The organism is Providencia xihuensis (assembly GCF_041953405.1).
Classification (GTDB): Bacteria; Pseudomonadota; Gammaproteobacteria; order Enterobacterales; family Enterobacteriaceae; genus Providencia; species Providencia vermicola.
Genome location: NZ_CP169565.1, coordinates 1,786,056 through 1,798,630 on the forward strand (window position 1 = coordinate 1,786,056; position 12,575 = coordinate 1,798,630).

The window sequence follows — 12,575 nt, forward strand, 5'->3', positions numbered from 1 at the left end:
CTGTTAGTGCTGGGAGTTCTGATGTTGTAGAGACTGCGGCGCGTTTTATTGATTATGCAAATGTCCCCGAATGAAATCATTCAGGGACAGCGAATGAGATCGATGAAACGCGTTCTCTTGCGTGCGAAATTATTCCAGTTCGCCCATCAGTTTAACTAAATATTCAACCGCTTCTTTTTCATCTTCGCCTTCTGCGGAGATGGTCACAACAGTACCTTGCGTTAAACCTAAGGTTTGTAATTTGAACAGGCTTTTTGCACTCGCAGATTTACCGCCAGAAATCAAAGAAATATCAGAAGTGAATGCTTTTGCTTCTTTCACAAATTGCGCGGCAGGACGAGTATGTAAACCGTTTGGTGCTGTAATAGTGACTTCTTGCTGGAACATAGTATTTCCTCAATAACTTTAGTTTTTTTAATTACCCAGCCAATTGTAGATGAAATAGACTAGGTTTGCGTATAAGTTAGATTATTAACTTGTAAAAAGGTTTCCTACTTTGTGCGGTATCAATCCTTTTTACTTTTCATCCTCAAAATAACGATGATTAGGTTAGTCGAAAAACATCTAAATAGGCACGTTCATTTGACTAAAATTTGATTAATTTTGAGGTGCGAAATAATTACTATGTTTAATACTAAACCCCAGATTAGAAATCATCCCTATCCGTGCTAAACTTTGATCCGTGCCACAAAAAAAGCACCTTTGAGGTGCTTTTTTAACGATTGTGTAACGAAAGTATGCTACTCGGCAGAGATATCCGCGAACAAGACAGTAGAGAGATAACGCTCACCAGAAGACGGTAAAATCACGACAATATTTTTGTTTGTGTAAGCAGGGTCTGCGGCAATTTTTGTTGCTGCTGCAATCGCTGCACCTGAAGAAATCCCTGCGAGAATACCTTCTTTTTCCATTAACTCACGTGCAGTTTTAATTGCTTCATCATCGCTGATTTGAATCACTTTATCGAGCAGTGTGAGGTCTAAGTTACCAGGGATAAAACCTGCGCCGATACCTTGAATTTTGTGTGGACCTGGTTTGATTTCTTCACCTGCTAATGCTTGAGTAATCACTGGAGAAGTTTCAGGTTCAACGGCAACGATGGTCACATCTTTACCCTTGGTCTTTTTCAGATAGCGTGCAATACCTGTGATAGTTCCGCCTGTACCAACGCCTGCGATGATGACATCGACATTGCCATCCGTGTCTTCCCAAATTTCTGGACCCGTGGTTTTTTCATGGATCTCAGGGTTGGCAGGGTTATTAAATTGTTGTAACAGAAGATATTTTTTGGGATTGCTATTGACGATTTCTTCTGCTTTAGCAATCGCCCCTTTCATCCCTTTAGCGCCCTCGGTCAGCACGAGGTTAGCGCCTAATGCTTTTAATAGCTTACGGCGCTCTATACTCATTGTTTCAGGCATCGTTAAGGTTAATTTGTAACCTCTCGCTGCTGCAACATAAGCGAGAGCAATCCCCGTGTTACCACTGGTTGGCTCTACTAGCTCTTTGTCTTTATTCAGGATACCTTTTTTCTCTGCATCCCAAATCATGTTTGCCCCGATACGGCACTTAACGCTGAAACTTGGGTTACGAGATTCCACTTTTGCCAAAATATTGCCATTACCAAAATGTTTTAAACGAACAAGTGGGGTGTGGCCAATGGTCAACGAATTATCTTCATAAATTTTGCTCATGGGGTATCCTTTTAAAATCGGTTAGCCAGTAAACAGTATTTGGCGTTCACTATAAAATAGGGTATGGATTCAACATACGTGAAGAACAGATTAATGCAAATATGATTTAGGTCTAAGCTTATAACAAAAGGCTATTTTAGATCCAATAGTTCTAAAGAATGGGTAACAAGGCAGAATAGCGTAAGAAAATAGGTAACTGCGCAGGCGATTAAACCTGCGCAAAGAGAGATTAATAACGTGCGTAGCGGCTACGATAGCGGTCAACCCACATTAATGTTGCACCACAAACGGCAACAGGCATGATGACTAAGTTGATAAACGGCACCATCATCAGCAAGCTGACCACACCTCCGAATTGAATGTTTTTTATGCGATCTTTAGCAAGAGCTTGCTTCATTTCACTAAAACCAACACGGTGGTTATCAAAAGGGTAGTCGCAGTACTGGATTGACATCATCCATGCACCAAATAGGAACCATAAGATGGGGGCAACAGTTTGGCCAATACCAGGTATTAAAAATAAAATTAATAAGCCAATTGCCCGTGGTAAATAGTAACCAATACGCACAAACTCACGTTTGATCATCCGCGGAACATCTTTTAATAACTCAGCCATACCAGTGTCTGGCGCGGGTTTCCCCGTAAGTTCTGCCTCGAGTTTTTCGGATAACCAACCATTAAATGGTGCTGCAATGATATTGGCAATGGTGCTAAAAAAATAGGTGAATACCAATAAAATAGAAATCAAAGCAACAGGCCAAATAAGATAATTAAGCCATTGTAACCAATCAGGAACATAGCTCATCACTTGGTCAATCCAGCCACCAAGCTTACTGTATAACCACCAAAATGCGCCTCCTAAGAAAAGAATGTTTGCTAATAGGGGCAAAATCACAAAACGTTTAATGCCAGGACGTGTAACGAGTCGCCACCCTTGTGTAAAATAATAAAAACCAGAGTGGTCTTTTTGTGGCGAAAATGTCGATTGGGTCATACTTCTTGTTCTCTCCTTTTCGGTTGACCTTGTATCATATAGATATGAATTTAGGCTGACTAGCCATTATTTGCTTAAAAAAGCAGCAAACGAAAGCGGAATATTCTCTTTCTTGTAAGAAAATCGTTCTGAGGGTTGCACTTAGAGCAATTGAGAAATAATCTTAAGGTAGTTTCCGCCGTGATGGCACTTTCATTCATCAACTAGAGATAGCAGCGATGCAGGATTTGCGTCTAATATTAGTGGTCGTAGGTGCGATAGCGATTGTCGCTTTATTACTGCATGGTTTATGGACCAGCCGTAAAGAGCGCTCAAAGTTATTTCGCGATAGACCTGTAAAACGTAGAAAAAATGATACGCAGGAGAATTCATCGAATTATGATGATTCTGCATTATTTACTGAAAATCAATCAACTCAGCAGGTACCTGTTCAACCCGCTGCGACTGAGCCTGTATATCCGGTAAAAAATGAGTCTCAAGTTGAACCTAATATACAGCCATTACCGTCGGTTGAACCTGAAATTAAAATGAGTGCTACGTCAGAGCAGCCTGTTCATGATGAGCCTGTTGTTCAGCGTATTCAAGAGCCGCATGTGCCAGAGCAGCTCACCATCAACATGAATGATGATATTGTGGCTGAGCCTGAAATACATACTCAACCCGTGCACCATAATGCATCGGAGCCCCATATTGACACCCACAATCTACAAGAAGAGACACAACCGATACATCATGAACAGACACCGCCGCACACTGAGACGAAAACTGAGCCACAGAAAAATTCTGCTACAACAAATAGCAAGGAGACAGTCCTGGTACTTCATGTAGCGGCGCATCAGGGGCAAGAATTACAAGGTGAGCTCTTGCTACAAAGTATTCTTCAAGCGGGATTCCAATTCGGTGAAATGAAAATATTCCACCGTCACGTGAACCCGTCAGGTACTGGGCCTGTGCTGTTTAGTTTAGCGAATATGGTAAAACCAGGTTCTTTTGACCCTGAAACCATGGCTGATTTCTCTACACCAGGTATTTCCATGTTTATGATGGTGCCATCCTACGGTGATGCGAGCCAAAACTTTAAACTGATGTTACAAGCGGCGCAGCGCATTGCATCCGATGCAGGCGGGGTGGTGCTAGATGATGAGCGTAAGATGCTGACACCGCAAAAAATAGAGGTGTATCATGCGCGGATCAGAAACACACTAAATTAAACAAGCGTTTTACAAAGCCCCCTTGATTGGGGGTTTTTTATCTTTACGAGTGGATCATGACTACCAAAAACGAAATCGACCAATTAAAAAAACAGCTGCGTCATCACGAATATCAATACCATGTATTGGACGCCCCAGAAATTCCTGATGCGGAATATGACAAATTAATGCAACGCTTGAAGGCACTGGAAGAAATGAACCCAGAGCTTATCACCAGCGATTCCCCCACTCAGCGTGTCGGTGCTGCACCTTTGTCAGCATTTGAAACGGTGCGCCATGAAATTCCGATGCTGTCTTTGGATAACGTTTTTGATGAAGAGAGTTACTTGGCTTTTGATAAGCGGGTTAGAGATCGCTTAAAAAACCATAATGAACTCACATTTTGCTGTGAATTGAAGCTTGATGGTTTGGCGGTTAGTTTGTTGTATGAGAATGGTGAATTTGTGCAAGCTGCTACTCGTGGTGATGGAACGGTGGGGGAAAATATTACCGCAAATGTACGTACTATTCGTGCAATTCCACTGCGTTTAATGGGGGATAATATTCCTGCTCGTGTGGAAATTCGTGGCGAAGTGTTTATGCCACAAAAAGGGTTTGAAGCACTAAATGCAGAAGCGCGTAGAACCGACGGTAAAGTTTTTGCTAACCCACGTAACGCTGCTGCGGGCTCTTTGCGACAGCTTGACCCGCGTATTACCACTAAAAGGCCACTGACATTCTATTGTTATGGCGTTGGGCTAGTTGAAGGCGGTACATTGCCAGATACACATTATGAACGTTTACAGCTGTTTAAAGCGTGGGGACTCCCTGTCAGTGACTATGTACAACTGCGCCAAGGCCACCAAGCTGTACTGGATTTTTATCACCAAATCGAACAAATTCGTCCAGAATTAGGGTTTGATATCGATGGGGTGGTGATCAAGGTGAATTCAATTGCGATTCAAGAGGAATTAGGTTTCGTTTCCCGCGCACCGCGCTGGGCTACAGCCTTCAAATTCCCAGCACAAGAGCAAATTACTCTATTGAAAGACGTTGAGTTCCAAGTTGGGCGAACAGGGGCGATTACCCCCGTAGCACGTCTTGAGCCTGTCCAAGTGGCGGGGGTTATGGTCAGTAATGCGACATTGCATAATGCAGATGAAATCGAGCGTCTTGGCGTGCATATTGGCGATACAGTGATTATTCGTCGTGCTGGGGATGTCATCCCGCAGATTGTCAGTGTGGTAGCGGATAAACGTCCTGCGGATAGTCGTGAAATTGTCTTTCCAACCCAGTGCCCTGTTTGTGGTTCAGACATTGAACGTATTGAAGGTGAAGCCGTTGCCCGTTGTACTGGTGGCTTAATTTGTGGGGCGCAGCGTAAAGAAGCACTCAAACACTTTGTGTCTCGCCGTGCAATGGATGTTGATGGCATGGGCGATAAAATTATCGATCAACTTGTCGAAAAAGAATATGTGAAAACGCCAGCCGATCTTTATCAATTAAGCGCAGGTAAATTGACGGGTTTGGATAGAATGGGGCCAAAATCTGCGCAAAAGCTGATTGATGCGCTCGAAAAGTCTAAACAAACTACGTTAGCGCGCTTTATTTATGCATTAGGGATCCGTGAAGTTGGGGAGGCGACCGCGGCTAATTTAGCGGCACATTATGCAACGCTAGATGCGGTCATGGCAGCGGATGAAGAGTCTTTAAAAACGGTGCAAGATATCGGCCATGTGGTTGCGAAACATGTGGTGAATTTTTTCCACGAAGCGCATAACCAGGCAGTTATTAACGATTTAATCACGAAAGCGAATATTCATTGGCCAGAAGTCAAAGTGATTAATAGTGCAGAAATCGATAGCCCATTTGCAGGTAAAACTGTGGTTTTAACAGGTTCGATGAGTATTTTAACCCGTGATGAGGCGAAAGATAAGCTGGTGGCTCTGGGGGCAAAAGTCGCAGGTAGTGTTTCGAAGAAAACCGATATGGTGATTGCGGGTGAAGCTGCGGGTTCGAAATTAGCAAAAGCGAATGAGTTAGGTATTCCAGTTATTGATGAGGATGAGTTGATTCGTTTGCTGAATACTAAATAGTGAACTATATTCTATTTGGCTTAGTTATTTCACTTAGGTGAGGTGACTAAGTCACTGATAGGTTGTTAGACCTAAATTAAATTTTGAATTTAATTTCTATGCAGAAAAGGTCATCTGTCTCTTTTCTGCTATTTAAAACGTGATCCTCTTCTTCTTTCTGCAAAATACACCCACTCTGTTTTCATATTAATGTGATGCCTGTCTCATTTAAATGTTGTCTATTACATAGAATATGCACATAGACTGATTCTTAAATTTGTTGGAGTCGCATATGACCTCGATCCTGCATTTCGTTTTATCTTTAGTAGTAATCGCCGCTCTTGCTATTTTAGCAAGTAGTAACCGTAAGGGGATCCGTCCTCGTTATGTTGTTCAACTACTTGTTATCCAAATTGCATTAGCATATCTGTTCTTAAAATCGAATATCGGTGAATCTTTTGTTCTCGGTGTGGCGGGGGTGTTTACTCACTTACTCGGTTACGCAGCAGAAGGGACAAAATTTATCTTTGGTGGCATGATTGAAGGGAATTTAGCGTTCTTCTTCTTACAAGTTCTGTGCCCAATTATCTTTATTTCTGCGTTAATTGGTATTTTACAGCACGTTAAAATTCTACCGATCGTTATTCGTATCATCGGTACGGTGTTATCTAAAGTTAACGGAATGGGTAAACTGGAATCATTCAACGCAGTAAGTTCATTACTGCTAGGTCAGTCTGAAAACTTTATCGCTTATAAAGACCAGCTTAACCGCATGTCTGATCGCAGAATGTACACCATGGCAGCGACAGCTATGTCGACTGTTTCCATGTCAATCGTGGGAGCATATATGACGATGTTGGAACCGCGTTTTGTGGTTGCAGCATTAGTTCTGAATATGTTTGGTACTTTCGTGGTGCTGTCTTTAATCAACCCGTACCCACCAGAAGGTGAAGAAGACATTCAAATGAGCAACCTGCATGAAGGCCAAAGCTTCTTTGAAATGTTAGGTGAATATATTCTTGCAGGGTTTAAAGTTGCGATTATTGTTTCTGCCATGCTGATTGGTTTTATCGCTCTGATTGCCATGATTAACGGTATTTTCTCTGCGATTTTCGGTATCGATTTCCAAACTATGTTGGGCTATGTATTTTATCCATTTGCTTGGATCTTAGGTATCCCAGCGGATGAAGCCCTACAAGTGGGTGGGATCATGGCAGTTAAAATGGTAACGAATGAATTCGTTGCAATGGATGGCTTACAAGCTATTGCAAGTGGTTTATCTGAGCGTTCTGTCGGTATCTTATCTGTGTTCTTAGTGTCATTTGCTAACTTCTCTTCAATTGGTATCATCGCTGGTGCTATCAAAGGGTTAGATGAAAAACAAGGTAACACAGTAGCACGTTTCGGCCTGAAATTACTGTACGGTTCAACTTTAGTCAGCTTCTTATCCGCTGCGGTTGTCGGATTAGTATTGTAATTCGCAAAAAAGTGTTAAATTAAGAGCGGCGTTCATTAGGACGCCGTTTTTTTATGGGAGCAAGAATGGAAAAGCAAGATCTTATCGATATGGCAAATACCTATATGCCATTTGGTAAATATAAAGGCTGTATCTTGATTGATTTGCCTGAGGAATACCTTCTTTGGTTTTATAAGAAAGGAGAGTTCCCACCAGGGCGTCTTGGCCAATTAATGGAAATGGCCCTTGGGTTAAAAATTGAAGGGTTAGAAGGGCTTGTAAAGCCATTAAAACGGGCTAAGTGATCAGATCACTCATGCCCTAAAGCGGCAGTAATTTTTTTGCTCAGTTGAATAAAGATATCTTGTTCTTGCTGCGTTAATGCGGCTTTAACTTTTAATGCATTTTCTGCTCGCCCTGTTGCTGCACGCTGTAAAAAATGAGCCCCTTTTTCTGTCAAGTGGGTGATCAATTCCCGCTTATCTTCTTCAGACTGATATTGTTCGACAAACTCAAAAGATTTTAATACCCGCAAAAACTTCGATAAATTTTGCCGTGAAATTCCCAGTGATTGACTTAGCTGGCTTGGTGTTAAGTCACCTTTAAGCCTCAATATCTCCAGTACATCGTATTGTCCCCATGTAATTTGCTCTGGTGTGAAACTGACACGGCGAGCAACAAGTGTGCATTGCAATAATGATAATGCGTCTTCAAGGGTACTAGGCATAAAATTCTTCCTTATTATTCAACAGTTGAAGTATACCTTGGCGCTAGGCAGAAAACGAGGCATTGATTAACCAAAGTTAATCAATTATAGTTAACTAAAGTTAATTATAATTGAGGCGGCTATGCAACAATTCACAAATCAAATCGCATTGGTAACAGGGGCATCTACAGGTGTCGGTTTTGGAATTGCACAAAAACTACACTCATTGGGTGCGACAGTCGTTATGACAGGACGTCATGAAGATGTACTAACGCAGGCAGCCCAGGAAATTACACCAACAGGGGAGCGTATTAGTGTAATAAAAATGGATGTGGCAAGCGCAAAGGATTTTCAATCAACGATTGAGCAGGTAGAAATGAAATATGGTGCACTGCATTTCTTAGTCAACAACGCGGGGGTGACAGGTCCACATGGTGTGAATATCGAAGATTATCCATTAGAAGCATGGCATGACGTGATTGAAACGGATATTACAGGGGCATTTCATGGCTTGAAATATGCCATACCTGCAATTCATCGCAGTGGCGGTGGGGCAATAGTAAACTTATCCGCTTGCAATGGTGTAACAGGGATAGCAGGGATAGCCCCTTATACCGCAGCGAAACACGCGGTGTTAGGCCTCACTCGTTCAGCGGCATTAGAGAATGCCCAAAAAGGCATACGGATTAATGCTGTAGGGCCAGGCTATGTTGAAACACCGAATATTGCGATGTTACCGCAGGATACTCAAAATTGGATGGCATCAACGCACCCGATGGGGAGGATGGCAAAAACAGAGGAAATCGCCAATGTGGTGGCTTTTTTATTATCAACAGACAGCAGTTTTATAACGGGGGCGTTTATTCCTATTGATGGTGGCTATACAGCACAGTAATAGATGATAAAACGTGAGCTTACAGGCTTTCCTTATGAAATGTTTGAGGTTGGATACGCCGAATACTGCTGAGTACAATAGGGGTATTTTGAGGCTCGAAATTATTAGATTTAAGAAAGATAAAGCAGAAGGAAATTATGGTGGAGCTAAGCGGGATCGAACCGCTGACCTCTTGCATGCCATGCAAGCGCTCTCCCAGCTGAGCTATAGCCCCAAATCGATAGACTTTGTTATTTAGAGCCATCTAACAGGGAATTAGATGGTGGAGCTAAGCGGGATCGAACCGCTGACCTCTTGCATGCCATGCAAGCGCTCTCCCAGCTGAGCTATAGCCCCAATCAAAATCTTTTGGACGGGAGGCATCATATTCAAGCTCGGTAGGAGTGTCAATAAAATAATCGGCTTTTCCGTTTAATTGCTGAAATATAGAGCATTTTGCAATCAACGCAAGGATAGAAATAAGAGAGAAAAAACTGCCCCCAAGAAATGAGGGCAGAAATGGCATAAATTATTGTGCAGAAGCTTCGCGTTCAGCAATAAATGCTAAGGCTTTTTCAATGCGTGCAATAGAACGTGCTTGACCAATGGCGTGGACGGTCACATCGAGGCCTGGGGACTGGCCAGCACCCGTCACAGCAACACGTAACGGCATACCCACTTTACCCATTCCCACGTCTAATTCAGCGGCAGTGGCTTCAATTGCTTGGTGGACATTTTCTGCGGTCCAATCGGTGATTGCGGTTAATTTTTCTTTAACCACTTCTAATGGTTGGCGAGCAACAGGGCGCAGGTGTTTTTTCGCTGCGTCTGCATCGAACTCTTCAAAGTCTTGATAGAAATAATGACAAGATTCAGCCATTTCTTTCAGTGTCTTACAACGTTCGCCAAGTAACTTAATTAGCTCAACTAATTGAGGGCCATTGCGGGTATCAATATGTTGTTGCTCAATATGCCATGCAAGGTACACAGCCACTTCTTCAGCAGGCAATGCATTGATATAATGGTGATTTAGCCATTGCAGTTTTTCAGTGTTAAATGCACTTGCTGATTTGCTGATTGCATCAAGGCTGAAAAATTCTTTCATTTCGTCAACGGTGAAAATTTCTTGGTCACCGTGAGACCAACCTAGACGGACTAAATAGTTCAGTAGCGCTTGTGGCAAATAACCATCATCACGGTATTGCATGACACTTACAGCACCATGGCGTTTAGACAGTTTTTTACCGTCATCACCTAAAATCATGGAAACGTGTGCATACACAGGTACTGGTGCGCCTAGTGCTTTTAGAATGTTGATTTGACGAGGTGTATTGTTGATATGGTCTTCACCGCGGATAACGTGAGTAATTTCCATATCCCAGTCATCAATAACAACACAGAAGTTATAAGTTGGTGAGCCATCAGTGCGACGAATAATTAAATCGTCTAACTCTTGGTTACTAAATTCAATTGGGCCGCGGATTTTATCGTCAAAAATCACAGAACCGTCTTGCGGGTTACGGAAACGAACAACATGCGGTTCATCAGCGGTGTGGTTATGCGCATGGTCGCGGCAGCAACCGTCATAGCGAGGTTTTTCATTGTTCGCCATTTGCTCTTCACGCAGAGCTTCCAAACGTTCTTTTGAGCAGAAACAACGATAAGCGGTGCCAGCTTCTAACATTTGGTCAATCACTGCGTTATAACGATCAAAACGCTTGGTCTGATAATAAGGGCCTTCATCCCAATTTAAATTCAACCAGTTCATACCGTCCATAATGGCATCGATAGCTTCCTGAGTTGAACGTTCTAAGTCGGTATCTTCAATGCGCAGGACAAATTCGCCCTGGTTGTGGCGACTAAATAACCAGGAATAAAGAGCGGTACGCGCACCACCAACGTGTAAATAGCCAGTTGGGCTTGGTGCAAAACGGGTTTTGATTTTACTCATCGAGATTGCCTTAATTGCAAAACATTGTTTTTGAAGTGCTTAAGAGTTCACGGCTGAATAAATAGAAGGCTAATGTATGCAACACATTACAATAGATAATAGTGCCGTATGAAGCTTTAAACGCGTGAAGTCTGTCAGCATTGCTAAAATGTGCCTCTATTCTATCATCCTGTGGTGATTCCTCAATCAAGTTATGAAGATACAAGAAAAGAAAATGGAAAAGTGAGGCAAAAAATGAAATTGAAGCTGAAGTGAAAATTTATTTTCTGTTTATGAAAGAATATAAACGCTAAATTATATAGGTAATTGATTAAAAAGGCAGCTTTTCTGGCGAATATTGAAACATCTTGATTAATTTTGCAACGAACGAAAAAAATCTATCGAAAAAGCGTTGACTCTGAACTCCGTATCCCTATAATGCACCTCCATCGACGACGGGGCGATTAGCTCAGTTGGTAGAGCACCTCCCTTACAAGGAGGGGGTCAGTGGTTCGAGCCCGCTATCGCCCACCACCGTTGACGATGAAAAATAAATGATTGGGCGATTAGCTCAGTTGGTAGAGCACCTCCCTTACAAGGAGGGGGTCAGTGGTTCGAGCCCGCTATCGCCCACCAATCATTTATAATGTGGTACAAGTTATGAAGTGGGCGATTAGCTCAGTTGGTAGAGCACCTCCCTTACAAGGAGGGGGTCAGTGGTTCGAGCCCGCTATCGCCCACCACTTCATTAACTACTCACATTAAAACACAAATCAAATCTAGATGGGTCGTTAGCTCAGTCGGTAGAGCAGTTGACTTTTAATCAATTGGTCGCAGGTTCGAATCCTGCACGACCCACCATCTTAAGCCATCATCTCAGCTTCCAAAACATAATCCAGTAAATACTTAATCGGTTAGCGATACCTCGACAAGCTGGTTGCAGGTTCAGGCCGAAGGCTAAATCCGAAGGATTTAAATCCTGCACGACCCACCATCTTAAGCCATCATCTCAGCTTCCAAAACATAATCCAGTAAATACTTAATCGGTTAGCGATACCTCGACAAGCTGGTTGCAGGTTCAGGCCGAAGGCTAAATCCGAAGGATTTAAGTCCTGCACGACCCACCATCTTAAGACATCATCTCCGCTTCCAAAACATAATCCAGTAAATACTCAATCGGTTAGCGATACCTCGACAAGCTGGTTGCAGGTTCAGGCCGAAGGCTAAATCCGAAGGATTTAAATCCTGCACGACCCACCATCTCAAGCCACACATCACAGTATCCAACACGCATTCAAGTCGATATTCAATCGGTTTCCATACCTCGATAAGCTGGTTGCAGGTTCAGGCCGAAGGCTAAATTCGAAGGATTTAAATCCTGCACGACCCACCATCTTAAGTCATCACCTCAGCTTCCAAAACATAATCCAGTAAATACTTAATCGGTTAGCGATACCTCGATAAGCTGGTTGTAGGTTCAGGTCGAAGGCTAAATCCGAAGGATTTAAATCCTGCACGACCCACCATCTTAAGCCATCATCTCAGCATCCAATAGTGTATAACAGAACATAGTGCTTAAAGGTTGAAGGACTATTTCTATATATTTCATGTTCTGAAAGGTCATCTACTCATTGAAAATCAATATAAGCGATACCT

The 12,575-nt window shown here is 42.6% G+C and carries 10 protein-coding genes and 6 tRNA genes; 9 read left to right on the forward strand and 7 right to left on the reverse strand.

All coding sequences use genetic code 11. From position 1 onward, the window contains the following. Positions 1 to 129 precede the first annotated feature (129 nt). The 3 genes from ptsH to cysZ form a co-directional block, all read right to left on the reverse strand. The gene (ptsH, locus tag ACE2AL_RS07880; RefSeq protein ID WP_047756382.1) at positions 130 to 387 is read right to left on the reverse strand and encodes a phosphocarrier protein Hpr; all 258 of its coding nucleotides are present in this window, start codon (positions 385 to 387) and stop codon (positions 130 to 132) included. Positions 388 to 740: 353 nt separating this feature from the next. Then, on the reverse strand, positions 741 to 1,694 hold the full coding sequence (gene cysK / locus ACE2AL_RS07885; RefSeq protein ID WP_206082433.1) for a cysteine synthase A: 954 nt from the start codon (positions 1,692 to 1,694) through the stop codon (positions 741 to 743). Positions 1,695 to 1,923: 229 nt separating this feature from the next. Beyond that, entirely contained in the window at positions 1,924 to 2,688 is a 765-nt protein-coding gene (gene cysZ / locus ACE2AL_RS07890) for a sulfate transporter CysZ (RefSeq protein WP_206082432.1), read from the reverse strand. Positions 2,689 to 2,906: 218 nt separating this feature from the next. On the opposite strand from cysZ, the gene zipA reads away from it, so the two are divergent. The 4 genes from zipA (at position 2,907) to ACE2AL_RS07910 (ending at position 7,714) form a co-directional block, all read left to right on the forward strand. Continuing rightward, positions 2,907 to 3,899, forward strand: a complete 993-nt coding sequence (zipA, locus tag ACE2AL_RS07895; protein ID WP_206082431.1) for a cell division protein ZipA — start codon at positions 2,907 to 2,909, stop codon at positions 3,897 to 3,899. A 56-nt stretch (positions 3,900 to 3,955) separates the two neighbouring features. After that, positions 3,956 to 5,974 carry an NAD-dependent DNA ligase LigA gene (ligA, locus tag ACE2AL_RS07900; RefSeq protein ID WP_375084218.1) on the forward strand — a complete coding sequence of 673 codons (2,019 nt, stop codon included), beginning with the start codon at positions 3,956 to 3,958 and terminating at the stop codon, positions 5,972 to 5,974. Positions 5,975 to 6,245: 271 nt separating this feature from the next. Further along, on the forward strand, positions 6,246 to 7,430 hold the full coding sequence (locus ACE2AL_RS07905; protein ID WP_206082429.1) for a NupC/NupG family nucleoside CNT transporter: 1,185 nt from the start codon (positions 6,246 to 6,248) through the stop codon (positions 7,428 to 7,430). Positions 7,431 to 7,495: 65 nt separating this feature from the next. Next, positions 7,496 to 7,714: a DUF3820 family protein gene (locus ACE2AL_RS07910; RefSeq protein WP_206082428.1), complete on the forward strand. Its 219-nt coding sequence runs from the start codon at positions 7,496 to 7,498 to the stop codon at positions 7,712 to 7,714. 5 nt (positions 7,715 to 7,719) lie between these two features. Here the strand turns inward: ACE2AL_RS07910 and ACE2AL_RS07915 are convergent, their stop codons facing one another. After that, complete coding sequence (locus ACE2AL_RS07915; protein ID WP_206082427.1) at positions 7,720 to 8,136, reverse strand: MarR family transcriptional regulator; 417 nt, start codon at positions 8,134 to 8,136, stop codon at positions 7,720 to 7,722. 121 nt (positions 8,137 to 8,257) lie between these two features. Between ACE2AL_RS07915 and ACE2AL_RS07920 the strand changes: the two genes are divergently transcribed. Then, positions 8,258 to 9,010 carry an SDR family NAD(P)-dependent oxidoreductase gene (locus ACE2AL_RS07920; RefSeq protein WP_375084219.1) on the forward strand — a complete coding sequence of 251 codons (753 nt, stop codon included), beginning with the start codon at positions 8,258 to 8,260 and terminating at the stop codon, positions 9,008 to 9,010. A 138-nt stretch (positions 9,011 to 9,148) separates the two neighbouring features. Here ACE2AL_RS07920 and ACE2AL_RS07925 read toward each other — a convergent pair. The 3 genes from ACE2AL_RS07925 to gltX form a co-directional block, all read right to left on the reverse strand. Beyond that, a tRNA-Ala gene (locus ACE2AL_RS07925) sits at positions 9,149 to 9,224 on the reverse strand. 46 nt (positions 9,225 to 9,270) lie between these two features. Beyond that, positions 9,271 to 9,346, reverse strand: a tRNA-Ala gene (locus ACE2AL_RS07930). 172 nt (positions 9,347 to 9,518) lie between these two features. Next, positions 9,519 to 10,940, reverse strand: coding sequence for a glutamate--tRNA ligase (gene gltX, locus ACE2AL_RS07935; RefSeq protein WP_272539205.1), 1,422 nt, complete (start codon positions 10,938 to 10,940; stop codon positions 9,519 to 9,521). Between the two features lie 437 nt (positions 10,941 to 11,377). Here gltX and ACE2AL_RS07940 point away from each other — a divergent pair. The 4 genes from ACE2AL_RS07940 (at position 11,378) to ACE2AL_RS07955 (ending at position 11,780) form a co-directional block, all read left to right on the forward strand. Next, positions 11,378 to 11,453, forward strand: a tRNA-Val gene (locus tag ACE2AL_RS07940). 26 nt (positions 11,454 to 11,479) lie between these two features. Continuing rightward, positions 11,480 to 11,555, forward strand: a tRNA-Val gene (locus ACE2AL_RS07945). Positions 11,556 to 11,586: 31 nt separating this feature from the next. After that, positions 11,587 to 11,662 (forward strand) — tRNA-Val (locus ACE2AL_RS07950). 42 nt (positions 11,663 to 11,704) lie between these two features. Then, positions 11,705 to 11,780, forward strand: a tRNA-Lys gene (locus ACE2AL_RS07955). Positions 11,781 to 12,575: the final 795 nt, after the last annotated feature.